Consider the following 25,364-nt stretch of genomic DNA (forward strand, 5'->3'; position numbering starts at 1 on the left):
CGGCAGGCCGCCGGTCAGGCCTTGGCGCCGACGAGCTCGTAGCCCGCCTCGTCGACGGCGGCGCGCACGGCGGCCTCGTCGAGGGGGGCCTCGGAGACCACGGTCACCTGGCCCGTGGACGCGACGGCCTTGACGGAGCTGACGCCCGCGATCTCCGAGATCTCCGCGGAGACCGCGCCCTCGCAGTGCCCGCAGGTCATCCCCGTCACCTCGTACACGGTGGTGACGGCGCCCTGCGGCGCCTCGGCGGCGTCGGAGTGGCAGGAACCGCTGGGGGAGCAGCAGGAGCCGGTCGACTCGGACGCGGCCTGCGGGAGCTCGGTCTGGGCGCTCATGTCGTTCTCCTCGGGGAGGGATGTGTACGTGTGCGGCGTAGCGTGCGGGAGGGGCCCCGGGGTCCCGGGGGCCTCCTGACCCACTCGACACTATACCCCTAGGGGGTATTTCTCAACGAGGTGGGCCCGCGGTGGGGCCGTGGTCTCAGCCTCTGCGGCCCCGGTTGCCGGGCCGGGCCGCGACCCAGGCGCGGATGGTGTCCGCGTACCAGTAGGGCTTGCCGCCCTCCACGTGGTCGGGATCCGGCAGCAGACCGTGCTTGCGGTAGGAGCGCACGGTGTCGGGCTGCACACGGATGTGCGCGGCGATCTCCTTGTACGACCAAAGCCTGCGGTCGGTCATCAGTGGCACCTCCCTGCGCGCGCCCAGGGCGGCCCGAAAGGGCCGACGGGGGAGCTGGGCGCGGCGCGTGGCGATCACTCAGCCTGTGCCCGGTGAACGACGCTGAGTGACCGCAGGGGAGCGCCTGTAGACCGCCTGTGACGCAAGACCCGCGTACGCGAGACATGTGTGACAGGAAGGGGGTGTTTGTGACAGAAGAGACGCATGCGGAGGGCGCGTTGCCCCGGCGTGCGGGAAGCGCGCGCTGAGCGTGCGTGCCGGGCGTCGGGGCGCGGGCGGCGGTTCAAAGACAGGCTCTCAGGCCCCGCACGACCGCAGGAAGGAGCGGGTGCGGCGGGCGACCGGCAGGGGCCTGTCCGGCTCGCACGGGTACATGTCCTGCTCCACGATCGCGAAGAGCTCGACGCCCAGCTCCTGTGCGGCGGCCAGGACGGGTTCCAGGGCGGGCACCCCGGCGGGCGGCTCGCACATCACGCCGCGCGCCACCGCGGGCCCGAACGGCATCTCCTGGGCCCGCACTTCGGCGAGGACCGCCGGGTCGACCTGCTTGAGGTGCAGATAGCCGATGCGCTCGCCGTACGTCTCGATGAGCTTGACGCTGTCGCCGCCGCAGTACGCGTAGTGGCCGGTGTCCAGGCAGAGCGAGACGAGGCCGGGGTCGGTGGCGTCGAGGAAGCGGGTGACGTTCTCCTCGGTGTCGATGTGGGTGTCCGCGTGCGGGTGGACGACGACGCGCAGGCCGTACCGCTCGCGGACCTCGTGGGCCAGGCGCTCGGTCTGGGTGGTCAGTTCGCGCCATTGTGCGGGCGTGAGGACGCGGTCCTCCAGGACCTCGCCGGTCTTGTCGTCGCGCCAGAAGGAGGGGATGACGACGAGGTGCTCCGCCCCCATGGCCTGCGCGAGCGCGGCGTTGTCCGCGACCCGCGCCCAGGTCCTCTCCCAGACCGCGGGGCCGTGGTGCAGGTTCGTGAAGACCGTGCCCGCGGACACCTTGAGGCCGCGGCGGGCGGTCTCCTCGGTCAGTTCGGCCGGGTCGGTGGGCAGATAGCCGTACGGGCCGAGCTCGATCCACTCGTATCCGGAGTCCGCGACCTCGTCGAGGAAGCGGCGCCAGGGGACCTGCCGCGGGTCCTCGGGGAACCACACGCCCCACGAGTCGGGCGCCGAACCGATCCGGATGCGAGACAGCGTCGTCATGTCAGCCAGACTCCAGGCCGCCTCGGAAGAGTGTCAAGCAGTGGTCCGAATGTAAGGACAAAATGTTGACAGGGTTCCTGGGGCGGGATTAGACCTGGGGGCACACGAACGCGATGAAGGGGCGTGCAGGGTGTCCGATCCGTACGACGTCATCACGATGGGCCGGATCGGGGTGGACCTGTATCCCCTGCAGTCGGGGGTGCCCCTGGCCGAGGTGACCGCGTTCGGGAAGTTCCTCGGCGGCTCGGCCGGCAACGTCGCGGTCGCCGCGGCCCGCCTCGGGCGCCGCGCCGCCGTCATCACCCGCACCGGCGAGGACCCCTTCGGGGAGTATCTGCACCGAGCGCTGCGGGAGTTCGGGGTCGACGACCGCTGGGTGAGCGCGGTCGCCGGGCTGCCGACGCCGGTGACCTTCTGCGAGATCTTCCCGCCGGACCACTTCCCGCTGTACTTCTACCGGCTGCCGAAAGCGCCCGACCTGGAGATGTACGAGGACGAGTTCGACCTCGACGCGATCGCGGCGGCGCGGATCTTCTGGATGACCGGGACGGGACTGTGCGCGGAGCCGAGCCGCACGGCCACGCTGGCGGCGCTCGCCCGCCGCGCGCGGTCCCGGACCACCGTCTTCGACCTGGACTGGCGGCCGATGTTCTGGGCGGACTCCGGTCAGGCGCGGCCGTACTACGAGGCGGCCCTCGCGCACGCCACCGTCGCCGTCGGCAACCTCGACGAGGTGGAGATCGCCACGGGGGAGCGCGAACCTCGCGCGGCGGCACGGGCGTTGCTCGACGCGGGCGTCGAACTGGCCGTCGTCAAGCAGGGGCCCGGGGGAGTGCTCGCGATGAACCGCGCGGGGGAGGCGGCGCAGGTGCCGCCCCTGCCGGTCGAGGTCCTCAACGGGCTCGGGGCGGGGGACGCGTTCGGCGGGGCGCTGTGTCACGGGCTCCTCGCGGGGTGGGAGCTCGAACGGATCATGCGGTACGCGAATGCGGCGGGGGCGATCGTGGCTTCCCGGCTGGAGTGTTCTTCGGCCATGCCGTTTGCTGGCGAGGTCGCCTTGGCGGTGGAGAAGGGTGCCGTCACGTGACAGTTGCTGCCCTACGGGGGCGCCGCACGCGGGGCTCTGCCCCGGACCCCGCTCCTCAATCGCCGGAGGGGCTGAATTGTGCGCCGGAGCCGCTGGAATGTGTGCCGGAGCCGCTGGAATGTGTGCCGGACCCCGCTCCTCAATCGCCGGAGGGGCTGACATGTGTGAGAGGGCGACGGTCGTGGGCTCTGTAGACGTCGGGGCGCTCGTGCGTACGCGTGCTCGGTATCCCGGAGCCATCGCCGAAGCCGCCGGCCGGCGCGCGCGGCGGGAACTGCTCGGGGAGAGCGGGCGGCTCATGATCGTTGCCGCCGATCATCCCGCCCGCGGCTCCCTCGGCGTCGGTGGGGCGCCCTTCGCCATGGCCAACCGGCAGGACCTGCTCGAACGGCTCTGTCTCGCGTTGTCGCGGCCCGGTGTCGACGGGGTTCTCGCCAGTGCCGACGTCCTGGAGGACCTGCTGCTCCTCGGCGCCCTCGACGGCAAGGTCGTCATGGGGTCGATGAACCGGGGCGGGCTTGCCGGGGCCGTCTTCGAGATGGACGACCGGTTCACCGGGTACCGGCCCGAGGACATCGAACGGCTCGGCTTCGACGCGGGCAAGCTGTTGCTGCGCGTCGACTACGACGATCCGGGGTCGCTGCGGACCCTGCACTCCGCCGCGCGCGTCGTCGACGCGATGGCGGAGCGTGGCCTTCCGGTCTTCGTCGAGCCGTTTCTGACCTGCCGCGACGGCCCGGGGCCGGCCCGCAACGACCTGAGCGCCGAGGCCGTCACGCGGTCCATTGCCATCGCCTCCGGCCTCGGCGGCACCTCCGCGTACACCTGGCTGAAGGTCCCGGTCACCGAGAACCCCGACGACATGGCCCGCGTCATGGAGACCTCGACGCTGCCCGCCGTACTCCTCGGCGGCGACATCGGGGGCGATCAGGACGCCGCGTACGAGAAGTGGCGCGGCGCCTTGCAACTGCCCACCGTGCAGGGTCTCGTCGTGGGCAGGGCGCTGCTGTATCCGCCCGACGGCGACGTGGCGGGGGCGGTCGACACCGCCGTGGGGCTGCTCTAGCGGGGCAGGCTGGGCAGGTGGGGCGGGAAGAGGCTGGGAGGCCCATATGACGTACGTACCGAAAGGGAGTGCGGCCGACGGGCCGTATGCCCTCTCCATCGACCCCGAGCGGGCCGGCTGGACCTACTCGCAGCTGCGCGTCGTCGAGATCGGGCCGGGCGGGCGGCACTCCTTCGCCACCGGCGGGAGTGAATGGATCGTGCTCCCGCTGACCGGCGGCTGTACGGTGCAGACAGCAGACGGGATCATCGAACTGCTGGGCCGCGAGAGCGTGTTCAGCGGAGTCTCCGACTTCGCTTACGTGCCGCGTGATGCCCGGATCCAGATCGCCTCCGGCGCGGGAGGCCGCTTCGCCCTGGCAGGAGCGAAGTGCGAGCGTCGACTCCCCGCCCGCTACGGCTCCGCGCCGGAGGTACCCGTCGAGAGCCGCGGCGCCGGCGGCTGCACGCGGGAGGTGCGCAACTTCGCCTCCGCGGACGCCTTCGCGTGCGACCGCCTGATCGCCGTCGAGGTGATCACGCCCGGCGGCAACTGGTCCTCGTACCCCCCGCACAAGCACGACGAGCACCGCCCCGGCATCGAGGCGGAGCTGGAGGAGATCTACTACTTCGAGATCGAGGCACGAGGCGGCCGTGAAGGAATCGGATACCAGCGCGTCTTCCCGTCCCGTGCGGGCGGCACCGACGTCCTCGCCGAGGTCCGCTCCGGCGACGCCGTCCTCGTGCCGGACGGCTGGCACGGTCCGTCCGTCGCCCAGCCGGGACACGCGATGTACTACCTGAATGTGATGGCGGGCCCGGGCGAGGAGAGGGAGTGGCGGATCTGCTTCCACCCGGACCACACGGAGGGATATCGATGACGGGGACCCCGAAAGGCAGCGTCAGGCTTACCACCGCGCAGGCGCTGGTGCGCTTCCTGACCCGGCAGTTCACCGAACGGGACGGCGTCAGACAGCGGCTGATCGGCGCGACCTGGGGCATCTTCGGGCACGGCAACGTGGCCGGGATCGGGCAGGCGCTCGTGGAGCACGCCACCGTGCCGTCCGGGCAGACACCCCCCGGGCATCCCGTCATGCCCTTCCACCAGGGGCGCAACGAGCAGGCCATGGTGCACGCCGCCGTCGGGTACGCCCGCCAGTGCGGCCGGCTCTCCGCACACGCCGTCACCACGTCCATCGGGCCCGGCGCCACCAACCTCGTCACCGGCGCCGCGCTCGCCACTGTCAACCGGCTGCCCGTCCTGCTGCTGCCCGGCGACACCTTCGCGGCCCGGCCCGCCGATCCGGTCCTCCAGCAGCTCGAAGTCCCGTACGCGGGCGATGTGTCGGTCAACGACTGTCTGCGGCCCGTGTCGAAGTACTTCGACCGCGTGAGCCGCCCCGAGGCGCTGATCCCCGCGGCGCTCGCCGCGATGCGGGTGCTCACCGACCCCGCGGAGACCGGCGCGGTCACGCTCGCCCTGCCGCAGGACGTGCAGGTGGAGGCGTACGACTGGCCGCAGGAGTTCTTCGCCGAGCGGGTGTGGGGTGTGCGCAGGCCGGCTCCCGACCCCCGCGAACTGGCCGCCGCCGCGGCCGCGGTGCGCGAGGCCCGGCGCCCCCTGGTCGTCGCGGGCGGCGGCGTCCACCACAGCGCCGCCGAGGACGCCCTGCGGGAGTTCGCCGAAGCGACCCGGATCCCGGTCGCCTCCACCCAGGCGGGCAAGGGCTCCCTGCGCCACGACCACCCGGCGGACGTCGGCGGCATCGGGCACACCGGCACGGCCACCGCCGACGAACTGGCCCGCACCGCCGACCTGGTGATCGGCGTCGGCACCCGCTACAGCGACTTCACCACCGCGTCCGGCACCCTCTTCGAGGCGTCCGGGGTGCGCTTCCTCAACCTCAACATCGCGCCCTTCGACGGCCACAAGATGGCGGGCGCCACCCTGATCGCCGACGCGCGCGCCGGGCTCGAAGCGCTGACGGGGGCGCTGCGCGGGCACCGCGTCGAGCCCGCGTACGCCGTCGAGTACGGCGACGACAAGGAGCGCTGGGAGCAGCGCGTCGACGCCGCGTACCAGACGGACGAGCCGGACGTGCGCCCCACGCAGACCCAAGTCCTCGGCGTGCTCGACGAGTTGGTGACCGACGAGGACATCGTCATCAACGCCGCCGGTTCGCTCCCCGGCGATCTGCACAAGCTGTGGAGGGCCCGCTCGCCGCGCCAGTACCACGTCGAGTACGGCTACTCCTGCATGGGATACGAGATCCCCGCGTCCATCGGCGTCGCCCTCGCCGCGCCCGGGCGGCCCGTGTGGGCGCTGGTCGGCGACGGCACGTATCTGATGAATCCGACGGAGCTCGTCACCGCCGTCCAGGAGAACATCCCCATCAAGGTCGTCATCCTGCAGAACCACGGCTACGCCTCCATCGGCGGCCTCTCGGAGTCCGTGGGCGGCGAGCGGTTCGGCACCGCGTACCGCTTCCGGGCGCCGGACGGCACGTACACCGAGGGCCCGCTGCCCGTCGATCTCGCCGCGAACGCGGCCTCGCTCGGGGTGCGGGTCCTGCGCGCCAAGACCATCCGTGACCTGCGCGCGGCGCTGCGCGAGGCGCGTGGGGCAGACCGTCCCACATGTGTCTATGTGGAGACGGAAACGGCAGACACAGTGTCGGGCCCGCCCCCGGCACAGGCGTGGTGGGATGTGCCCGTGGCCGAGACCGCGACCCGGGAGTCCGCGGTCAGGGCCAGAAAAGAGTACGACCGGCACGTCGCTGCCCGACGCCGCCACCTGTGAGAGTAGGGATGCTTGTCATGACGAAGACCGTCAATCACTGGATCGGTGGAAAGCCCGTCGAGAGGGCTGAGGGCGCGTCCGGTACGTACGGCCCGGTCACCGACCCGGCGACCGGTGCCGTCACGACGCAGGTCGCGTTCGCGTCGGTGGATGAGGTGGATGCCGCCGTCGCCGCCGCCCGCGAGGCCTTCGCGACCTGGGGCACGTCCTCGCTCGCCAAGCGCACCGCGATCCTCTTCAAGTTCCGCGCGCTGCTCGACGCCCACCGCGACGAGATCGCCGAGCGGATCGTCGCCGAGCACGGCAAGGTGCACTCGGACGCGCTCGGCGAGGTCGCCCGCGGCCTGGAGATCGTGGACCTGGCCTGCGGCATCACCGTGCAGCTGAAGGGCGAGCTGTCGACGGAGGTGGCCTCGCGCGTGGACGTCTCCTCCATCCGCCAGCCGCTCGGCGTGGTCGCGGGCATCACGCCCTTCAACTTCCCCGCCATGGTGCCGATGTGGATGTTCCCGCTGGCCATCGCGTGCGGCAACACCTTCGTGCTCAAGCCGAGCGAGAAGGACCCGTCCGCCTCGATGAGGATCGCGGAGCTGCTGAGCGAGGCCGGTCTGCCCGACGGCGTCTTCAACGTCGTGCACGGTGACAAGGTGGCCGTGGACCGCCTCCTTGAGCACCCGGACGTCGCGGCCGTCTCCTTCGTCGGCTCCACCCCCATCGCCCGGCACATCCACGCCACCGCCTCCGCCAACGGCAAGCGAGTCCAGGCCCTCGGCGGCGCCAAGAACCACATGCTGGTGCTGCCGGACGCCGACCTGGACGCGGCCGCCGACGCCGCCGTCTCCGCCGCCTACGGCTCGGCGGGCGAGCGCTGCATGGCGATCTCGGCCGTCGTCGCGGTCGGCGCGGTCGGCGACGAGCTCGTCGCGAAGATCAAGGAGCGCGCCGAGAAGATCAAGATCGGTCCCGGCAACGACCCGGCGTCCGAGATGGGCCCGCTCATCACCGCCGCCCACCGCGACAAGGTCGCCTCGTACGTCACGGGCGCCGCGGCCGAGGGCTGCGAGGTCGTCCTCGACGGCACCGGCTACACGGTCGAGGGCCACGAGAACGGGCACTGGATCGGCCTCTCGCTGCTCGACCGCGTCCCGACGACCGCCAAGGCCTACCGGGACGAGATCTTCGGCCCGGTCCTGTGCGTGCTGCGCGTCGACACCTACGAGGAGGGCGTGGCGCTCATGAACGCCTCGCCGTTCGGCAACGGCACCGCGATCTTCACCCGGGACGGCGGCGCGGCCCGCCGCTTCCAGCTGGAGATCGAGGCGGGCATGGTCGGCGTGAACGTGCCGATCCCGGTGCCGGTGGGCTACCACTCCTTCGGTGGCTGGAAGGACTCGCTCTTCGGCGACCACCACATCTACGGCAACGACGGCACGCACTTCTACACGCGCGGCAAGGTCGTCACCACCCGCTGGCCGGACCCGTCGGACGCCCCGGCAGGCGTGGACCTCGGGTTCCCGCGCAACCACTGAGCCCGCCCCCGAGCCGCCCCCGTCCACCGGCTCCAGAGCCCCTGGCCCCCGGCCGGGGGCTCCGCCGTTGGTTCACCGTTCTACGATGTGTGTGCACTACATGGAAGGCCGTGAGCATGCCGCACATCGACATCGACTACGCCGACGCCCTGTCCGGCGTCCTGGATCTGCCCGCCCTCGTGGCGGAGCTGCATCCCCTGGTCGTGGAGCGGGTGGACTCGGTCGGGGTGGGCAAGACCTTCTGCCGCCCGGCGCCCGCCTTCGTGGACGGCCGGCCGGGAGCGCCCTTCCTGCACGTCTCCGTGGGTCTCCTCGCGGGGCGCACGAGCGGTGTGAAAGCGGCCCTCTCCGAGGACGTGCTGATGCTGCTCGGCAAGCACCTGTCCGGGGTCGAGGGCGCGACGTACTCGGTGGAGGTCCGCGACCTCGACCCTTCGTACCGGCTGTACCCGACGCACTGACGGGAGCCGGGGCGTCACCGAGTGTGGAGCAGGGCCGTCCGGATTCCGGACGGTCCTGATTCTTTTTTGACGCCGTTCTTGCGGTTCCCGTGTACAGGGCGCAATTCGGGCACCTAATGCCTTCGCGTTCATACGCCTGCAATATCAAGGTCATTCTTGACACAGGCATGTTCATTGCGGCCCATCGGGGCAAACTCTTGGGAAAGTGAGGCGACTTGGGGATCTTCGAGGCTGCGGATTCCGTAGGTAAATGACCGTTGACGTTCCGGTTGCCGCCGGGGTTCGATGACGCGCCGGGAGCCACCGAAACACCAGCTCAACAGCCTTCGGAGGCGATAGCGCTCCCGCCGTACTCCTGCCGCACGAGTCGATCGGAACCGCGCTCCATGACCGATACGCTCCGCCCGCTCCAGTCCGCCGCCACCGGGGAGCCCCCGGCGCCGGTGGCCGTCCCGGGGGACCCCCAGAAGCTCAAGCGCTCCATCGGCGTCGTCGGCGGCACCCTGCTCACGCTGTCGTGCGTGACGCCCGCCTCCACCCTCTTCGTCGTCGTCCCCGACCTCTTCTCCTCGCTCGGCACCGCCACCGCGCTCACCATCGCGATCGGCTCGCTGATCTGCGTCGGCGTCGCGTTCTGCTACTCGGAGCTCGGCACCCTCATCCCCAGCGCGGGCGGCGAGTACGCGATGGTCTCGACGATGGCGGGACGCCTCGCCGGCTGGCTGGTCTTCGTCCTCTCCCTGCTGGTCGTGATGATCGTGCCGCCGGTGATCGCCATGGGCACGGCCGACTACCTCACCCCGGTCATCCACCTCGATCCCGCCTACGCGGGCGCGGGCGTCATGATCCTGGCCACCCTCGCGGGCCTGCTCGACCTGCGCGCCAACGCCTGGATCACCGGCATCTTCCTGGTCCTTGAGGTCATCGCGGCGGGCGTCGTCGCCGTCCTCGGCTTCACCCACGCCGAGCGGGGCGCGGGCAGCCTGACGGACCTCTCCGTGGCGGGCTCGGGCCCCGGCGGCGTCGACACGGTCACCGCCATGCTGATCGTCTCCGGCCTCGCCATCGCCCTCTTCGTCACGCAGGGCTTCTCCACGGCCGTCTACCTCTCCGAGGAGCTGGAAAACCCGCGCCGCAACGTCGCGCGCACCGTCCTCGCCACCCTCGCCATCTCCACCGTGATCATCCTGGTGCCGGTCGTCGCGATCACCATGGGCGCCGAGAGCCTGTCCGCCCTGACCGAGGGCGACATCAGCGCCATGGTGACGGCCTGGTCCAACTCGGCGGTCGGCACGTTCGTCAGCCTCTGCGTCGCCCTCGCGATCATCAACGCGGGCATCGTCATGGTCATCCAGAACTCCCGCGTCCTGTTCGCATCGGCACGGGACAAGGCGTGGCCCTCGCCGGTGAACAAGGGCCTGGCGAAGCTCGGCGCGTCCGGCGCCCCCTGGGTGGCCACGCTCCTGGTGGGCGTCCCCGGCGCGCTCCTGTGCTTCGTCAACCTGGACACGCTGTACGGTGTGACCGGCGTCTCCGTGACCGGCATGTACCTGCTCGTGGCGGTCGCCGCACTGCTCGGCCGTCGCGGCTCGCACCGGCACGGCTCGGCCTGGCGGATGCCGCTGTGGCCCGCGGTGCCGGTGGTCCTGATCGCGGTGCTCGCGTACGTACTGAGCCGGCAGGAGACGCAGTACCTCGTCTGGACCGGCGGCATCGTGGTGGCCGCGACCCTGTACTGGGCGTTCTACCTGCGCCCGCGGCGGGAGACGCGGTGGCTGGTGACGGTGCCGTCCGAAGGGGCGGACGGGGCCTGAGCCGCACCCGCGCACGCGGCCCGGCCGGCTGCCCGCGTACCACCGGCGCGGTACGCGGGCCGCGGAGTCTACTCCCCGGGGAGGCGGGCGGGTTCAGACCGGCGGCTGCCCCGGTTGCCGGAGCGCGCCCGTACCTTTGACGGCATGGATCTACGACTGCCCAGGCCCAGGTTCCCCCGGCCGCGCGGTCCGCGCAGGCTGCTCGCCGCCGCGGCCGCCGTCGCGGTGCTCGCCGGTGTGGGCACCTGGTCGGCGGCCGCGTCGGACGACGCCCCGGCCGTGCACCGCTCGGACCGCATGATCGACACCGGCGGCGCCCGGATCGACACCTCGTACTTCACGGCCGGTGATCCGGACACCAAGCGCCCCGCCGTCCTCATCGGGCACGGCTTCGGCGGCAGCAAGGCCGATGTGCGCCTCCAGGCAGAGGACCTGGCCGCGCACGGGTACGCCGTACTGACCTGGTCCGCGCGCAGCTTCGGCAAGTCCACCGGCAAGATCGGGCTGAACGACCCCAAGGGCGAGGTCGCCGACGCCTCCAAGCTGATCGACTGGCTGGCCACCCGCCCCGAGGTGCAACTGGACGAGAAGGGCGACCCGCGCGTGGGCATGACGGGCGCCTCGTACGCGGGGGCGGTCTCGCTGCTCACCGCCGGGTACGACCGGCGGGTGGACGCGATCGCCCCGCAGATCACGTACTGGAACCTCGCGGACGCGCTGTTCCCCGACGGCGTCTTCAAGAAGCTGTGGGCCGGCCTCTTCATCAACACCGGTGGCGGCTGCGACCGGTTCGAGAAGAAGCTGTGCGCCATGTACGAGCGGGTCGCCGAGGCGGGCAAACCGGACGCCGCGGCGCGCGAGCTGCTCACCGAGCGCAGCCCCGTCGCCGTCGGCGACCGCATCAAGGTGCCGACGTTCCTCGCCCAGGGCCAGACCGACTCGCTCTTCCCGCTCACCCAGGGCGATGCCATCGCCAGGAAGATCCGCGCGAACCACGCCCCCGTGTCCGTCGACTGGATCGCGGGCGGCCACGACGGCGGCGACCGCGAGAAGAGCCGCGTGGAGGGGCGCGTCAACGACTGGTTCGACCGCTACCTCAAGGACGACAAGAACGCCGACACCGGCCCGGCCTTCCGGGTCACCCGCACCGGAGGCCTCGACTCCACCGACGGCGCGGCCCGCAAGCGGGGCGCAAGCGGTGACGCGTATCCGGGTCTGGAGAGCGGCCCGCGCGCGGTGCGACTGCGCGGGGACGAGCAGAGCTTCGACAACCCGGCGGGCGCGAACCCGCCCGCCATCTCCGGGCTCCCCGGCGCCGGCGGCGGCCGCCTCTCCCAGTTCGCCTCGCTCGGCGTCGGCGTCTCCGTGGACTTCCCCGGCCAGCACGCGCGGTTCGACTCGGCGCCGCTCCACAAGGACATACGGATCACCGGCACGCCGACGGTCCGCGCGCACGTGAAGTCCTCCACCGACGACGCGGTCCTCTTCGCGAAGGTGTACGACGTCGGCCCCGGTGGCAAGCAGCAGGTACTGCCCTCCCAACTCGTCTCTCCCGTACGGGTGACGGGCGCCGAGCAGGGCAAGGACGTCGACCTGCGGATGCCCGCCGTCGACCACAAGGTCCAGAAGGGCCACCGCCTGCGCCTCGTCGTCGCCTCCACCGACCTCGGCTTCGCGTCACCGGCCGAGCCCGCCCGGTACACCGTCTCCCTCAAGGGCGACCTGAAGGTGCCGACGGCGCCCGGCGTGGAGACCGCCGCCGCGCCGCTGCCCTCCTGGGTGTGGTGGCTGCCCGCCACCGGCGCCCTGCTCGCCCTCGGCCTGCTCGTCACCGCGCGCAGGCGCACCGCGGCACCCGCACCCGACCCGGCCCTCGCCGAAGTGCCGCTCCACATCACCGACTTGAGCAAGCGGTACGCCAGGTCCGCCGACCGGTACGCGGTACGTGACGTCTCCTTCACCGTCGAGAAGGGCCAGGTCCTCGGCCTCCTGGGGCCGAACGGCGCGGGCAAGACGACCACCCTGCGCATGCTCATGGGCCTGATCCGGCCCGACGCGGGCGAGATCCGCGTCTTCGGCCAGGCCATCCGGCCGGGCGCGCCCGTCCTCTCCCGGGTCGGCGCGTTCGTCGAGGGCGCGGGCTTCCTGCCGCACCTCTCCGGCCGCGAGAACCTGGAGCTCTACTGGAAGGCGACCGGCCGCCCGGCCGAGGACGCCCACCTGGAGGAGGCCCTTGAGATCGCCGGGCTCGGCGACGCGCTGGCCCGCGCCGTGCGGACGTACTCGCAGGGCATGCGGCAACGCCTGGCCATCGCCCAGGCCATGCTCGGCCTCCCGGACCTGCTGATCCTCGACGAACCGACGAACGGCCTCGACCCGCCGCAGATCCGCGAGATGCGCGAGGTCATGATCCGGTACGCGCGCGCGGGGCGCACGGTCATCGTCTCCAGCCACCTCCTCGCCGAGGTCGAGCAGTCCTGCACGCACCTGGTGGTCATGGACCGCGGGCGGCTCGTCCAGGCGGGTCCGGTCGCCGACATCGTCGGCTCCGGGGACACCCTCCTCGTCGGCCTCGCGTCCGGCATCCCCGACCCGCTGGTCGAGAAGGTCGCCGCCCTGCCCGGCGTCGCGTCGGCGGTGCGCGCGGACGGCGGCCTGCTCGTCCGCCTCGACGGCACGGAGCAGGCGAGCGCCGTCCGCCTGCTGCCCGAACTGGTGCGTCTCGACGTGCCCGTGGAATCCATGGGGCCGCACCGCCGCCTCGAAGACGCGTTCCTGACCCTGATCGGAGGCACCGCATGAGCGCCCCCACCCTGGAGCGCCCCACCGCGCCCGGCTACCGCGCGCGGCGGACCCTTCCCCTGCGGGTCGAGGCGGTCCGCCAGCTCAAGCGGCGCCGCACGCTCGTGATGGGCGCCATCATGGCGCTCCTGCCGGTCGTGCTCGTCATCGCGTTCGCCGTCGCGGGCGGCTCGCCGGGCTCCCGCAACGGCAACGTGACACTGATGGGCACGGCCACGGCGTCCGGCGCGAACTTCGCCGCGACCTGCCTGTTCGTATCGGCGGGCTTCCTGCTGGTCATCCCCGTGGCCCTGTTCTTCGGAGACACCGTCGCCTCGGAGGCGAGCTGGTCCTCGCTGCGCTATCTGCTCGCCGCGCCGGTGCCGCGGGCCCGGCTGCTCTGGTCCAAGATGGCCGTCGCACTCGGCCTGAGCGCCGCGGCGATGGTCCTGCTGCCGCTGGTGGCCCTCGCCATCGGCACGGTGGCGTACGGCTGGGGCCCCTTGGAGATCCCGACCGGCGGCGAGCTCCCCGCGGGCACGGCGGCCCAGCGCCTCGTGATCGTCGTCGCGTACATCTTCGTCTCCCAACTGGTCACCGGTGGCCTGGCGTTCTGGCTCTCGACGAAGACGGACGCTCCGCTGGGAGCGGTCGGCGGCGCGGTGGGCCTGACGATCGTGGGCAACGTCCTGGACGCCGTGACGGCACTCGGCGACTGGCGCGACTTCCTCCCCGCCCACTGGCAGTTCGCCTGGGCCGACGCGATCCAGGCCCAGCCGGAGTGGGCCGGCATGATCCAGGGCTCGGCGGTCTCGGTGACGTACGCGATGGTGCTGTTCGCGCTGGCGTTCCGGGTGTTCGCCCGGAAGGATGTGGTGAGCTGAGGGGGCTCCTGGAGGGCCCCGGAGCCGCCACAGTCACCGCAGCCGCCCCGGGGTGGGATCCGTCCCTAGGGTTTAGGCCGTGTCCGCCCGCAGCCGGTACGCGTACGTGTACGTGCGCCCCGCATGCAGCAGATACCGCTCCAGTGGCGGCGCGCCCCACGAGTCGTTGCCGCCCACGCCCATCTGTCGGTGGTTGATTCCGAGGACCGTCTCCTCGCGCCGCTTCACCTCGTGCGGGTGCCGTGGCCCGTCCAGGTCGAACGGCGTGTGGTGCAGGGCGCTGACCTCCAGGAACGGCTCGCCGTCCGCCGGGTCGGCCAGCACGGTGAGGGCGTCGCCCGACCGGTCGGCGAGCGCGACGCGGCGCACGTCGGTCATGTTGCCGGTCTGCTGCGGCCGGACGTACGGGGCGACCTGCTCGTCCACGGTCGAGCGGTAACGCCCCACGAACGCGGCGGACTTGCGGTCCGCGTAGTTCTCGTGCGGCCCGCGCCCGTACCAGTCGAGGCGCTCGAATCCGGCGGGCACGGTCAGCAGCGCGCCCACCAGGGGGATGTCGGGGAGCCCGGCGGCCGCCTTCAGAGTGTGCCGGATCCGTATCTCGCCGTCGCCGCGCACCGTGAACACCGTGCGCCACGCGGAGGGAGCGGGGGAGGTCGGCAGCGTGGCGCTCACCTCGACGGTGACCTCGCCGGGGGACGGCTGGGCCGTCGCGATGCCGGTGACCTTCGCCTTGGGGCCCGCGTCGCGCCAAGTGGCGGCCTGCCGGTGGTAGTCGCGGCCGATGTCGTTGTCGGTGGGCCCGCGCCAGAAGTTGGGCACGGGGCCTTGGGCGAGCAGCAGCCGCCCCTTCACCTTGTACGAGGAGAGGGTCCCGGTCGCCTTGGACAGGACGACCTCGACGTCCCGCCCGGTGACCCGCACTTCCTTCGCGTCCTCGGTCAGGTCCAGGCGGGGCAGCGTACCGGGGGCGGGGTCGGCCGGGGCGGGCGTGTGCCAGTCGAGGGCGAGCTGTTCGGCGGCGACGGTGTGCCCGGCCGCCGCCCAGCTGGTCTTCTTCCGCAGGACGAGATCGAGGCCGAGCCAGTACTCGGCGCCGGGCGCGGGACGTGCGGGCTTCTCGTACGGAATGCGTACGCGGCCCGTGCCGCCGGGCGCCACGTCCGGCGCGGGCAGCGTCCCGTGCTGGATCTGCGTCCCGTCGCGGGTGACGGTCCACCGCAGCTCGTAGGCGTCCAGCGTGCTGAAGAGGTGCTTGTTGGCGACCCGCACGGAGCCGGCCCCGAGGTCGTCCGCGGTGAAGGACACCGGCTGGTAGACCTTCTTGATCTCCAGGAGGCCCGGGTGGAGGGCGCGGGTCGAGGCGACGAGACCGTTGCAGCTGAAGTTGCCGTCGGTGGGGTAGCCGGGCTTCCAGTCGCCGCCGTACGACAGGTAGGTGTGCCTCCTGTCGCCGGGGACCGGCCGCCGGATGTTCTGGTCGACCCAGTCCCAGACGAAGCCGCCGTGCAGGTTCGGGTACTTCTCGAAGATCTCCCAGTACTCCGGCAGGTTCCCGTTGCTGTTGCCCATCGCGTGCGTGTACTCGCACAGCAGATACGGCTTGGGGTGGCCCGACTTCCCGTACTTCTCGACGTCGGCGGGCTTGGTGTACATCTCGCTGTGCACGTCGGCGACGGAGTTCATGCCCTCGTAGTGCACGGGCCGGGAGTCGTCGCGGGCGTGTACCCAGTCCGCCATGGCCTTGAAGTTGGCGCCCTCCCCGGCTTCGTTGCCGAGCGACCAGAGGACGACGCTCGGGTGGTTCTTGTCCCGCTCGACCATGGACTTGATCCGGTCCACGCAGGCGTCGGTCCACTCGGGCAGTGACCCGGGCAGCCGGTCCCGCACGCCGTGCGTCTCCAGGTTCGTCTCGTCGACGGCGTACAGGCCGTACTCGTCGCAGAGTTCGAGCCAGCGCGGGTGGTTGGGGTAGTGCGAGGTGCGGACGGCGTTGATGTTGTGCCGCTTCATCAGCAGCACGTCCTGGAGCATCACCGACTCCGGGACGGCCTGCCCGTGGTCGGGGTGGGACTCGTGGCGGTTGGTGCCGCGCAGCATGACGGGCTCGCCGTTGACGGTGAACCTGCCGGGCCCGACGTCGACCTGCCGGAATCCGACCCGGGTGCGGTGCACGTCCACCGCCCTGCCGGAGCCGTCCCGCAGGGTGACGACGAGGGTGTAGAGGTGCGGCTGTTCGGCGGACCAGAGCGCGGGCCGTTCGACGGTGGCCTTGAGGGTGAGGGGGCGGTCGGGGACGGGCACGCCGGTCAGCCTCGCGCCGGGCACGGGCCGCCCGTCGGCGTCGTGCAGCACGGCCTCGATCCGGAGCTCGCCGGCCGCGGTCCTCGCGCCGCGCTCGCGTACGACCGTCGTCACGGACAGGACCGCGTCCCGGAAGGCACCGTCCAGATCCGTCCGCACCCCGAGGTCGTGCAGATGCGTCCCGGGGACCGAGTACACGTACACGTCCCGGAAGATCCCGGACAGGTCGATCATGTCCTGGTCCTCCAGCCAGCTGCCGTCGGACCACCGGTACACCTCTACGGAGAGGGTGTTCTCGCCCGGCCTCAGGTGCTCGGTGACGTCGAACTCCGCCGGTGTGTAGCTGTCCTCGCTGTAGCCGGCCTTCTGGCCGTTGACCCAGACGAAGAAGGCGGACTTCACGCCCTGGAAGGAGAGCAGCGTGCGGCGGCCGCGCCAGCCGCGCGGCACGGTGAAGGTGCGGCGGTAGGAGCCGACGGGGTTGAAGTCCTTGGGCACGTCGGGGAAGTCGGGCTTCTCGTACCCCTCCCACGGGTACCTGATGTTGAGGTAGATCGGCTCCGGGTACCCCTCGATCTCCCAGTTGGACGGCACGGTGATCCGGTCCCAGCCGCTCACGTCGTACGCGTCCGCCTCGAAGCCGGTCGGCCGCTGCTCCGGATTGCGGGACCAGTGGAAGGCCCACCGTCCGTTGAGGGAGCGGTAGTAGGGCGACTTGGTGAAGTCACCGCGCAGGGCGTCGGCGGCGGAGGCGTACGGGACGAGCCGGGTACGGGCGGGCTCTCTGTTGACCTGGAAGACGCGGGGGGAGGCGTCCCACTCGGGGGACCCGGCCCCGCCGCCGCGTCTGCCCCCGCCCGCTGCGAAGGCCTGCTTCTGCGCGGCGAAGGCGGCCCATCCCGCCAGTGCGGTGCCGGTGGCGAGGAAGGCCCGGCGGCTGGTGCGCCTGGGGCGGCTCGGACGGCTCATGCGGCAACTCCGAACGTAAGGCAACAAGAACCGTCAGCATCCGACGCGACCACTCAAGGCGCAAGAGGCCCGTACGCGCCGGGAGTTGACTTCGAGCCGGTCGCCCCCGTCGTCGCCCGCGGTCACCTCCTGCTCAACGTCGCGGCCCGCACAACTCCCTTTCCGCCCGCACCGGATCGTTGGCGAAGCGGAACGAGGTGCGGCCCACGGCCCCCGTCAGGTTCCGCCAGAACCGCCCCGCCGTCATCGGCGCCCGCGTCGCCGCCCGCAGCTCCGCGAGCGGCCCGCAGCGCAGGGCCCGGCGCGCCGCGTCGACCCGGGCGGGGTCGAGCTTCTCGTCCGCGGCGCCCCGGGCCGTGCCGCGGTCGGCGACGATCCACTCGTCGGGCAGGCGCTTGTCGTGGCCGACGCGGCCGGGGAAGGACTCGGAGTGGGCGGCCAGCGGATAGGCGAGGCCGATCTGGTCGAGCGCGGCACCGTCGAGGGGGACGACGGTGCCGTTCATGCCGAGGACGTTGTAGACGCCGGTGACGGAGGGCGACTTGGCGGGGGTCGGCCGCCAGGCGATCAGCAGGGTGTGCTTGCCGGAGCGTGCCGCCGCACGCACCTCGCGCAGGTAGGCCGCGTTGCCGCGGGAGCCGGTGAAGCCGTGGTGGAGGGGGTGCGGGGCGGCGTTCTGGAGGACGTACACGCCTCGCTCGTCCGCGATCCCGGCCGGCCCGATCTTCCCCTCGTACGGGATCCGCAGCGCACTCGCGCACACCACGGCCCACACTCCGACGGCCACGGCGGCGACGCCCCACGCGCGCGTGAGCGGCACGAGGAAGACGGGCAGCAGCATCAGGAGCAGTCCGGGCAGGAACATCCGCCCGTGCATGAAGTCGCCGCCCACCTTGATGACGTACACCCAGCACAGCGCGCCCGCGACGACGGGGGCGAGCGCCGGGACGTTCATCCGGGGCCGCCCGGGGGAGGGGGCGAAGTCGCAGGTCGCGGCGGAGAGGGCGGCCAGGACGCCGACGGCGATCGTCAGCAGGGGCAGCCACAGCCAGTACGGGCCCGCGAAGTCCCGGAGATAGTCGGCCCCCCGGCCCCACAGGCTCCGAGAAGCCTCCTTCGTCACGCCGGGCAGCGGCACCAGATGCCCGTAGTAGCCCATGCGGAAGATCTCGTACGCGACGGGCAGCGCACCCGCGACACCGGCGCCCGCGAGCGCCCCGCGCCACGACGGCCGGACCACGATCCACTGCGCGGCGAGGAAGACCACCGACACGAGGGCCAGATCGGGCCGGACGAGCGGCCCGAGGCCCAGGAGCGCGCAGGTGGTCAGCGCCCTCGGCCGCGCGAGGAGCGCGAGCCAGGCCCCGGCGATCCAGCAGGTGGCGAGCCCCGTCTCCAGGCCGGACGTGGCGAAGTCCCAGACGGGCGGCAGCGCGAGCAGCACCAGTGCGCCGCACGGCAGCACGTACCCGGACCCGCCCCACACGCGCAGGGCCCCGGCCCCGGCGAGCGCGAACCCGGCGGCGGTGCACAGCAGCCCCCCGTACATCGCCACCGTCGCCACATCGAACCCCGGCGCCCCAGCGGTCACGAGCAGCCACTGCCACAAGGTGCCGGTGGACGACTCGGCGCGCTCCCCGGCGTTGAAGACGGGCCCGTTCCCCGCGAGGATCTGCCGGACGGTACGCACGTAGATGTGCCCGTCGTCGGACATCCACCGTCGCTGGAACCCGGCGAGGGCGACGACGAGAGCGGGCAGCAGACAGGCGCCGGCCCGGACGTGGCCCCGCCATCGCCCGGCCCGGCCCCCGGGCGCGTCCGGCCGCCCCCCGGCGACGGCTTCGGCACCACGAACGGAGGAGTACGCAGAGGTCGTCATGACCGCTACATCGGCGCAGCTCAACCACCCCTTGAGCCCCGCCGCCCGCACACGGCGGGAGCACGGGCCCAAAGACAGGCTCTATGGAATGTGCCGCCCCGAGATCGCCCGAGCGATCACGAGCCGCTGTATCTCGCTGGTCCCCTCGAAGATCGTGTAGATCTTCGCGTCCCGGTACATCCGCTCCACCGGGTGCTCGCGGCTGTACCCCGCGCCGCCGAGGACCTGCACGGCCTTCTCGCTCGCCGACACCGCCAGCTCCCCGGCCCGCAGTTTGGCCATCGAGCCCTGGCCCGCGTCGAACACCTTGTCGTTGCGGGCCATCCACGCGGCCTGCCAGATCAGCAGCCGCACGGCCTCGATCTCGGTGCGCAGGTCGGCGAGGGCGAACGCGATGGACTGGTTGTCGATGATGGGCCGCCCGAAGGCGACGCGGCCGGCGGCGTACTCCAGGGCGTACTCGTACGCGGCCCGCGCGATGCCCAGCGCCTGCGCGCCCACCGTGGGCCTGCTGACCTCGAACGTGGCCATGGCCGCCTGCCCGCGCCCCTCGCGCCCGCCCCCTTCCCGCGCTCGCGCCAGCCGCGCGTCGAGCCGTTCCTTGCCGCCCAGCAGGCAGTGCCCCGGCACGCGTACGGCGTCCAGGAACACGTCCGCGGTGTGCGAGGCCCGCAGGCCCAGCTTCCTTATCTTCCGGCCGCCTTCGAGGCCGCGCGTCCCCGGCGGCACGACGAACGCCGCCTGCCCGCGCGCGCCCAGCGAGGGGTCCACGGACGCCACCACGACGTGCACGTTCGCGATGCCGCCGTTGGTGATCCACGCCTTCTGGCCGGACAGCGTCCACGCGTCGCGCGCCGCGTCGTACGTCGCGCGGGTGCGCAGCGCGGAGACGTCCGAGCCCGCCTGGGGCTCGGAGACGCAGAAGGCCGCCACCGCGGGCGCGTCCTCGTCCCCGAAGCACTGCGGCACCCACTCCGCCAGCTGGTCCGGCGTGCCCGCGGAGAAGATCCCGGCGACCGCGAGGGACGTGCCGAAGAGGGCCATCCCGATGCCCGCGTCGCCCCAGAACAGCTCTTCGTTGGCGATCTGCAGGGAGATCCCCGAGGGGTCGCCGAAGAGGTCGGCCAGCGACTCGAATCCGTAGAGCCCGATCTTCGCCGCCTCCTGGATGACGGGCCACGGGGTCTCCTCGCGCTCGTCCCACTCGGCGGCGGCCGGGCGCACCACGCCGGACGCGAAGCCGTGCACCCAGTCGCGCAGGTCCCGTTGCTCCTCGGTCAGTTCGAGGGAGTAGGCCATGGCGGGCTCCTCAGGCCTTCGGGATGTCGAAGTACCGGGTGAGCCCGGCCGCGAGGGCCACATCGCCCGCGATCTTGACCTTGCGCATCATGAACAGCGTGACGGGGCTGGCGTTTCCGGAGACGAGCCGGAGGAACTCGGGGTCGGCCATGACGAGCGTGACCCGCGGCTCGGCGTCCGAGCGCCCCTCGCGCACGGCGCAGGTGCCGTCGGCGATGTCCGTCTCGTAGACGGCTTCCCCGTTGTCGCCACTGCCCGTGATCTTCCACCGGATGAGAGCCTTCAGCGAGCCGGCCGCGTCCGGCTTGAACTGCCGCTCCATCCGTCCGAAGACCTCGTCGAGCACGCGGGCGCGCAGGGCGCCGTCGCGGGCGATCTCCGCGATCTCCTTGCCGGAGAGGCCCTTCACGATCCGGGCGAACTCCTCGGGCGTGACACTGGCGAAGTCGAGGTCGGCGATCCCGCTGAGGTCGTCAGCCATCGCAATCTCCTTACTCTGGAGTAAACTTACTAAAGAGTAAGGTAAGTCGGAACCAGGAGGCTGACAAGGGTGAGCGACATGTCCGAGGGTGCGCCGGGGCCGCGCAGGCGCCGGGTCCCGCGCCGCGAGCGCGAGCGGCAGATCGTCGACGTGGCGGTCCAGGTCTTCGCCAAGCGTGGCTACCACGGGGCCTCGGTGGACGAGATCGCCGAACTCGCCGGAATCTCCAAGCCGATGGTGTATCTGTACCTGGAGTCCAAGGAGGGCCTCTTCCTCGCCTGCCTGCGCCGCGAGGCGGACCGCCTGGTCGGCGCGTTCCAGGGCGCTGCGGCGGCGAGCGGCGCGGCGCCCGAACTGCGGCTGTACGCGGGCCTCCTGGCGTTCTTCACCTTCGTCGCCGAGCACCGTGACAGCTGGGTGGTGCTGCACCGGCAGGCCTCGGAGCTGAGCGAGGCCATCGCGGCGGCCGTCGCGCAGGCGCGCCGCGCGGTGATGGCCGAGGTGGCGGGCCTGGTGTGGGCGGGCATCGCGGAACGCGGCCCCGGCGTACAACTCTCCGACGAGGACGCGGACTTCGTGGCGCACGCCCTGGTGGGCGCGGCGGACTCGCTGACGGACTGGATGGCGGCCCACCCCGGCCAGTCCCCGGAGGGCGTCACCCTCCGCCTCATGAACATGGTGTGGGCGGGGATGGGCCGGGTCCTGGAGGGGGAGGTCTGGCGGCCTGCGGCGACGGGTTGAGGGGAGGTCCGACGTTCCAGCTGGGGGAGACCTGATGTCTCCGGCTGAGGGGAGACCCGCCGCCTCGGGCTGAGGCGAGGCCCGCCGACTCCTGCTCAGGGGCGACCCACCGCCTCCTGCTCAGGAGAGACCCGCCGCCTCCTGCTCAGGGGAGTCGCGGGCCCTTTGTCGTCCGCCCCATTGAATTTTCCTTACGTGTGAGTAAGTTGACCCCCGAGTAAGTACGCGCACCGATCGCCTGCACATCAGCTGGGAACCGGAAGCCGGGGAGCCGTCATGGGCGTACGCAAGGATCTGAAAAGGGCGCAACGCCACCGGGGCCTGGCCGACCGTGCCCAGGTCGACCTCGTCAGGGACGAGCACGGCACCGTGCGCGAGGTCCGCGCCGCGCCACTCGTCGCCCGCGCCACCACCGGAAGCACCGCCGACATCCCCTTCACCAACGCCGCCGAGGCCCCCGACGCCGTGGTCCTGCGCCGCAAGCAGGACGGCCGGTGGCGGCCCGTCACCGCCGCCGCATTCGCGCGCGAGATCACCGAGATCGCCAAGGGCCTCATCGCGGACGGCCTCGAACCCGGCGGCCGGGTCGCACTGATGTCCCGCACCCGCTACGAGTGGGCGGTCCTGGACTTCGCCATCTGGGCCGCGGGCGGGCAGAGCGTGCCCGTCTACGCCACCTCGTCGGCGGAGCAGATCGAGTGGATCGTCAGGGACTCCGGCGCCCGCCTGCTCATCGCGGAGACCGCGGAGAACGCCGCGACGGCCGAGGAAGCCGTGCGCGAGCACGCCGCCCCGCCGCGCGTGCGGCACCTCGACGGCGGCGCGATGGCCGAACTCACCGCGCTCGGGCGCGACCTCTCGGACGAGGAGGTGACCAAGCGCCGGTCCGCGCTCACCCCGGACTCCATCGCCACCCTCTGCTACACCTCGGGCACCACGGGCCGCCCCAAGGGTTGCGTCCTCACCCACGGCAACCTGCACGCGGAGGCGGCGAACACCGTCGACCTGCTGCACCCGATCTTCAAGGAGATCACCGGACAGGTCGCCGCCACGCTCCTCTTCCTGCCGCTCGCCCACGTCCTGGGCCGCACCATCCAGATCGCCTGCCTGCTCGCCCGCATCGAGCTCGGCCACTGCCCCAGCATCAAACCCGACGAACTCCGCCCGGAACTGCGCTCGTTCAAGCCGACGTTCGTCGTCGGCGTGCCCTACCTCTTCGAGAAGATCCACGACACCGGGCGGGCCACCGCCGAGAAGATCGGCCGCGGTGCCTCCTTCGACCGCGCGGAGCGGATCGCGGTGCGCTTCGGCGAGGCGTACCTGAACAAGTTCCTGGACAGGAGCGGTCCCGGGCCCTCCCTCGGCCTCTACGCCGGCTGGGCGCTGTACGAACTCCTCGTCTACCGCCGCATCCGCAAGGAGGTCGGCGGCCGCCTGCGCTACGCGATCAGCGGCGGCTCCCCCCTGGACCGCGACCTCAACCTCTTCTTCTACGCCGCCGGAATCGTCATCTACGAGGGCTACGGCCTGACCGAGACCTCGGCCGCCGCCACCGTCACCCCGCCGCTGCGGCCGCGCCCCGGCACGGTCGGGCTGCCCGTGCCCGGCACGTCCGTGCGCATCGCGGACGACGGGGAGGTGCTGATCAAGGGCGGCATCGTCTTCGGCTCGTACTGGAACAACCCGGCCGCGACGGACGCCGTCCTCACCAACGGCTGGTTCGCCACCGGCGACCTCGGCGCCCTGGACGCCGACGGCTACCTCACCATCACCGGCCGCAAGAAGGACATCCTCGTCACCTCGGGCGGCAAGAACGTCTCGCCCGCCGTCCTGGAGGACCGGCTGCGCAGCCGCGCGCCGGTCGGCCAGTGCATCGTCGTCGGGGACAACCGCTCGTACGTCGCCGCGCTGGTCACCCTGGACCCCGAGGCCGTGGCGCACTGGCTCGCCGTACGCAAGCGCCCGAAGGACACACCGCTCGCCGAACTCGCCCGCGACCCGGAGCTGACCGCGGAGATCCAGAAGGCCGTGGACTACGCCAACGCGGCGGTGTCCAGGGCCGAGTCGATCCGCAGGTTCGCCGTCGTCGGCGGCGAGTTCACGGAGGACAACGGCCTGCTCACCCCGTCCCTGAAGATCAAACGACATGCGGTGACCGCCGTCTACGCAAGCGAGATCGAGGCGCTTTACGGGGAGTGAGGGCCGACTGGTGAGGCCGGTGGCGCCGCCGGCATCACCCGTTCAACGCCCGGGCGGGCAGGCGGAGTTCCCTGGCGGGCAGCGGAAGTTCCCCGGCGGGACGAAGGCCTCCCGGCGGCGCCGGACGAGCACGGCCGCGGCCCGCCTCCGCGCCGGGCCCGCCTCCACGCCAGGCCCGCCTCTGCGCCGGGCACGACACCGCGCCCGGCACAGAGCCGCGCCGGGCACGACACCGCTTCGTAAGAACCGGGCGGTCAGCTGCCGTGCGTCTCCGGAGAGGCCGGTTCGCCTCCCGCGATGTTGAACGCGGTCAGCGCCTCGACGAGCGAGGAGCGCTGTTCCGGGGCGAGACGCTCGACGATCGCGGCGATCTCGGCGTGGCGCCGGGCCGTGACCTCCGCGACGGTGCGCCGGCCTTCGTCAGTGAGCCTGAGCCGCGTCTCGCGGCGGTTGCCGGGGTTGGCCTGCCGGTCGGCGAGACCGGTGGCGATCAGCCGGTCGACCATTCGCATCGCGGTGGAGGGCGCGACGTGGAGCAGCTCGGCCAGGGCCACCAGCTTGGTGTCGCCCCGGGTGGAGAGGACGGCCAGCATCCGGAACTGCGGCAGCGTCACTCGGTCCTCGACCGCGGAGAGGCACCGGGCGGACAGCGCCGTCAGGAGCCGCGACGCGGTCAACACCGCGTCTGTCACCGCATCGACATCATCCACGTCCCCGCGCGGGGGCTCAGGCTCGGCCATGTCCCCTTTCTACCGCCCGCACATCCACCAGGGGCCCGCCCGGCAGAACCCACCGGATGGCCCCCACACTCCACACCCTCTAAACCAACCTCCAACTCCAAGCTCCAATCCGGCGTCGCACGACCGGATCCTGGAGCAGCTCGGCCGCCAGGCCGGGATCGTTGTCGTGCAGTCGGTCCAGCAGTTCGGGCCGTACGGAGCGCACGTTCGTCCGCTCCAGGACCGTGAGCCTCGCGGTCTCCCCGCACGCGGTACAGAGCACGAGGAGCCAGGCGTCGAGGAGTTTGTGATGGGCGTTGACACGGAATTTGCCGTTCGCCCGGAAGTGCTTGGCCGCGCACGAGTGGCAACGGCGCAGGACGAGCGGCAGGCAGGTGGGCATGACCACCCAGTTCTGGAGCACAGGAGTACACCGGTTTCAGTGAGAAGTCCGCAGCAAAGAGCAGCGCGGCGCACGGGTGCGACACGCGACGGTTC

The 25,364-nt window shown here is 72.0% G+C and carries 19 protein-coding genes and 1 pseudogene; 11 read left to right on the forward strand and 9 right to left on the reverse strand.

Annotated features, from left to right (window positions below; genetic code table 11):
- Window positions 1-14: 14 nt before the first annotated feature.
- The 3 genes from ACFVYL_RS07025 to ACFVYL_RS07035 all read right to left on the reverse strand — a co-directional run bounded on the left by ACFVYL_RS07025 (window position 15) and on the right by ACFVYL_RS07035 (window position 1,875).
- Window positions 15-335, reverse strand: coding sequence for a heavy-metal-associated domain-containing protein (locus ACFVYL_RS07025; RefSeq protein ID WP_389713422.1), 321 nt, complete (start codon window positions 333-335; stop codon window positions 15-17).
- A gap of 145 nt (window positions 336-480) precedes the next feature.
- Window positions 481-678: a MerR family transcriptional regulator gene (locus tag ACFVYL_RS07030; protein WP_384259324.1), complete on the reverse strand. Its 198-nt coding sequence runs from the start codon at window positions 676-678 to the stop codon at window positions 481-483.
- A 297-nt stretch (window positions 679-975) separates the two neighbouring features.
- A complete protein-coding gene (locus ACFVYL_RS07035) occupies window positions 976-1,875 on the reverse strand; it encodes a sugar phosphate isomerase/epimerase family protein (RefSeq protein WP_389713423.1) in 900 nt (299 codons plus the stop codon).
- 130 nt (window positions 1,876-2,005) lie between these two features.
- On the opposite strand from ACFVYL_RS07035, the gene iolC reads away from it, so the two are divergent.
- The 9 genes from iolC (at window position 2,006) to ACFVYL_RS07080 (ending at window position 14,275) form a co-directional block, all read left to right on the forward strand.
- Window positions 2,006-2,962 (forward strand): 5-dehydro-2-deoxygluconokinase, encoded by a 957-nt coding sequence (iolC, locus tag ACFVYL_RS07040; protein ID WP_389713425.1) that lies wholly within the window; start codon window positions 2,006-2,008, stop codon window positions 2,960-2,962.
- 160 nt (window positions 2,963-3,122) lie between these two features.
- Window positions 3,123-4,028 (forward strand): deoxyribose-phosphate aldolase, encoded by a 906-nt coding sequence (locus ACFVYL_RS07045; protein ID WP_389713427.1) that lies wholly within the window; start codon window positions 3,123-3,125, stop codon window positions 4,026-4,028.
- 46 nt (window positions 4,029-4,074) lie between these two features.
- Window positions 4,075-4,887, forward strand: a complete 813-nt coding sequence (gene iolB, locus ACFVYL_RS07050; protein ID WP_389713429.1) for a 5-deoxy-glucuronate isomerase — start codon at window positions 4,075-4,077, stop codon at window positions 4,885-4,887.
- Window positions 4,884-6,806 (forward strand): 3D-(3,5/4)-trihydroxycyclohexane-1,2-dione acylhydrolase (decyclizing), encoded by a 1,923-nt coding sequence (iolD, locus tag ACFVYL_RS07055; RefSeq protein ID WP_389713431.1) that lies wholly within the window; start codon window positions 4,884-4,886, stop codon window positions 6,804-6,806. The genes iolB and iolD overlap by 4 nt, the downstream gene beginning before the upstream one ends.
- Before the next feature lie 17 nt (window positions 6,807-6,823).
- On the forward strand, window positions 6,824-8,335 hold the full coding sequence (gene mmsA, locus ACFVYL_RS07060) for a CoA-acylating methylmalonate-semialdehyde dehydrogenase (protein ID WP_389713433.1): 1,512 nt from the start codon (window positions 6,824-6,826) through the stop codon (window positions 8,333-8,335).
- 116 nt (window positions 8,336-8,451) lie between these two features.
- On the forward strand, window positions 8,452-8,796 hold the full coding sequence (locus ACFVYL_RS07065) for a 5-carboxymethyl-2-hydroxymuconate Delta-isomerase (protein ID WP_389713510.1): 345 nt from the start codon (window positions 8,452-8,454) through the stop codon (window positions 8,794-8,796).
- Between the two features lie 386 nt (window positions 8,797-9,182).
- The gene (locus ACFVYL_RS07070; protein WP_389713434.1) at window positions 9,183-10,610 is read left to right on the forward strand and encodes an APC family permease; all 1,428 of its coding nucleotides are present in this window, start codon (window positions 9,183-9,185) and stop codon (window positions 10,608-10,610) included.
- A 144-nt stretch (window positions 10,611-10,754) separates the two neighbouring features.
- Window positions 10,755-13,412, forward strand: a complete 2,658-nt coding sequence (locus ACFVYL_RS07075; protein WP_389713435.1) for an alpha/beta fold hydrolase — start codon at window positions 10,755-10,757, stop codon at window positions 13,410-13,412.
- Window positions 13,409-14,275 (forward strand): ABC transporter permease, encoded by an 867-nt coding sequence (locus ACFVYL_RS07080; protein WP_389713437.1) that lies wholly within the window; start codon window positions 13,409-13,411, stop codon window positions 14,273-14,275. The genes ACFVYL_RS07075 and ACFVYL_RS07080 overlap by 4 nt, the downstream gene beginning before the upstream one ends.
- Before the next feature lie 72 nt (window positions 14,276-14,347).
- On the opposite strand, the gene ACFVYL_RS07085 is transcribed toward ACFVYL_RS07080, so the two are convergent.
- The 4 genes from ACFVYL_RS07085 to ACFVYL_RS07100 form a co-directional block, all read right to left on the reverse strand.
- Complete coding sequence (locus ACFVYL_RS07085; RefSeq protein ID WP_389713439.1) at window positions 14,348-17,548, reverse strand: glycoside hydrolase family 2 TIM barrel-domain containing protein; 3,201 nt, start codon at window positions 17,546-17,548, stop codon at window positions 14,348-14,350.
- Between the two features lie 133 nt (window positions 17,549-17,681).
- Window positions 17,682-19,427 carry a hypothetical protein gene (locus tag ACFVYL_RS07090; protein ID WP_389713441.1) on the reverse strand — a complete coding sequence of 582 codons (1,746 nt, stop codon included), beginning with the start codon at window positions 19,425-19,427 and terminating at the stop codon, window positions 17,682-17,684.
- A gap of 81 nt (window positions 19,428-19,508) precedes the next feature.
- Window positions 19,509-20,726, reverse strand: coding sequence for an acyl-CoA dehydrogenase family protein (locus ACFVYL_RS07095; protein ID WP_389713442.1), 1,218 nt, complete (start codon window positions 20,724-20,726; stop codon window positions 19,509-19,511).
- A 10-nt stretch (window positions 20,727-20,736) separates the two neighbouring features.
- Complete coding sequence (locus ACFVYL_RS07100) at window positions 20,737-21,207, reverse strand: SCP2 sterol-binding domain-containing protein (protein WP_389713444.1); 471 nt, start codon at window positions 21,205-21,207, stop codon at window positions 20,737-20,739.
- Between the two features lie 78 nt (window positions 21,208-21,285).
- Here ACFVYL_RS07100 and ACFVYL_RS07105 point away from each other — a divergent pair, with 78 nt between their 5' ends.
- Together ACFVYL_RS07105 and ACFVYL_RS07110 are read left to right on the forward strand one after the other, a co-directional pair.
- Entirely contained in the window at window positions 21,286-21,948 is a 663-nt protein-coding gene (locus ACFVYL_RS07105) for a TetR/AcrR family transcriptional regulator (RefSeq protein ID WP_389713511.1), read from the forward strand.
- Window positions 21,949-22,224: 276 nt separating this feature from the next.
- A complete protein-coding gene (locus ACFVYL_RS07110) occupies window positions 22,225-24,147 on the forward strand; it encodes an AMP-dependent synthetase/ligase (protein ID WP_389713445.1) in 1,923 nt (640 codons plus the stop codon).
- Window positions 24,148-24,401: 254 nt separating this feature from the next.
- Here the strand turns inward: ACFVYL_RS07110 and ACFVYL_RS07115 are convergent, their stop codons facing one another.
- Together ACFVYL_RS07115 and ACFVYL_RS07120 are read right to left on the reverse strand one after the other, a co-directional pair.
- Window positions 24,402-24,887 carry a MarR family winged helix-turn-helix transcriptional regulator gene (locus ACFVYL_RS07115; protein ID WP_389713446.1) on the reverse strand — a complete coding sequence of 162 codons (486 nt, stop codon included), beginning with the start codon at window positions 24,885-24,887 and terminating at the stop codon, window positions 24,402-24,404.
- A 109-nt stretch (window positions 24,888-24,996) separates the two neighbouring features.
- Window positions 24,997-25,290: pseudogene (locus tag ACFVYL_RS07120) on the reverse strand (DUF1062 domain-containing protein); the annotation flags it as partial.
- Window positions 25,291-25,364 lie beyond the last annotated feature (74 nt).

The sequence above is a fragment of the Streptomyces sp. NPDC058308 genome (genome assembly GCF_042880275.1).
GTDB lineage: Bacteria > Actinomycetota > Actinomycetes > Streptomycetales > Streptomycetaceae > Streptomyces.

What these genes read in the sequence shown, in the direction of transcription:
- mmsA (WP_389713433.1), top strand. Translation starts at nt 6,824, where the DNA reads ATGACGAAGACCGTCAATCACTGGATCGGTGGAAAGCCCGTCGAGAGG.
- ACFVYL_RS07070 (WP_389713434.1), top strand. Translation starts at nt 9,183, where the DNA reads ATGACCGATACGCTCCGCCCGCTCCAGTCCGCCGCCACCGGGGAGCCC.
- iolB (WP_389713429.1), top strand. Translation starts at nt 4,075, where the DNA reads ATGACGTACGTACCGAAAGGGAGTGCGGCCGACGGGCCGTATGCCCTC.
- ACFVYL_RS07090 (WP_389713441.1), bottom strand. Translation starts at nt 19,427, where the DNA reads ATGACGACCTCTGCGTACTCCTCCGTTCGTGGTGCCGAAGCCGTCGCC.
- ACFVYL_RS07085 (WP_389713439.1), bottom strand. Translation starts at nt 17,548, where the DNA reads ATGAGCCGTCCGAGCCGCCCCAGGCGCACCAGCCGCCGGGCCTTCCTC.
- ACFVYL_RS07065 (WP_389713510.1), top strand. Translation starts at nt 8,452, where the DNA reads ATGCCGCACATCGACATCGACTACGCCGACGCCCTGTCCGGCGTCCTG.
- ACFVYL_RS07105 (WP_389713511.1), top strand. Translation starts at nt 21,286, where the DNA reads ATGTCCGAGGGTGCGCCGGGGCCGCGCAGGCGCCGGGTCCCGCGCCGC.
- ACFVYL_RS07035 (WP_389713423.1), bottom strand. Translation starts at nt 1,875, where the DNA reads ATGACGACGCTGTCTCGCATCCGGATCGGTTCGGCGCCCGACTCGTGG.
- ACFVYL_RS07080 (WP_389713437.1), top strand. Translation starts at nt 13,409, where the DNA reads ATGAGCGCCCCCACCCTGGAGCGCCCCACCGCGCCCGGCTACCGCGCG.
- iolD (WP_389713431.1), top strand. Translation starts at nt 4,884, where the DNA reads ATGACGGGGACCCCGAAAGGCAGCGTCAGGCTTACCACCGCGCAGGCG.
- ACFVYL_RS07025 (WP_389713422.1), bottom strand. Translation starts at nt 335, where the DNA reads ATGAGCGCCCAGACCGAGCTCCCGCAGGCCGCGTCCGAGTCGACCGGC.
- ACFVYL_RS07095 (WP_389713442.1), bottom strand. Translation starts at nt 20,726, where the DNA reads ATGGCCTACTCCCTCGAACTGACCGAGGAGCAACGGGACCTGCGCGAC.
- ACFVYL_RS07110 (WP_389713445.1), top strand. Translation starts at nt 22,225, where the DNA reads ATGGGCGTACGCAAGGATCTGAAAAGGGCGCAACGCCACCGGGGCCTG.
- ACFVYL_RS07030 (WP_384259324.1), bottom strand. Translation starts at nt 678, where the DNA reads ATGACCGACCGCAGGCTTTGGTCGTACAAGGAGATCGCCGCGCACATC.
- ACFVYL_RS07100 (WP_389713444.1), bottom strand. Translation starts at nt 21,207, where the DNA reads ATGGCTGACGACCTCAGCGGGATCGCCGACCTCGACTTCGCCAGTGTC.
- ACFVYL_RS07045 (WP_389713427.1), top strand. Translation starts at nt 3,123, where the DNA reads ATGTGTGAGAGGGCGACGGTCGTGGGCTCTGTAGACGTCGGGGCGCTC.
- ACFVYL_RS07115 (WP_389713446.1), bottom strand. Translation starts at nt 24,887, where the DNA reads ATGGCCGAGCCTGAGCCCCCGCGCGGGGACGTGGATGATGTCGATGCG.
- ACFVYL_RS07075 (WP_389713435.1), top strand. Translation starts at nt 10,755, where the DNA reads ATGGATCTACGACTGCCCAGGCCCAGGTTCCCCCGGCCGCGCGGTCCG.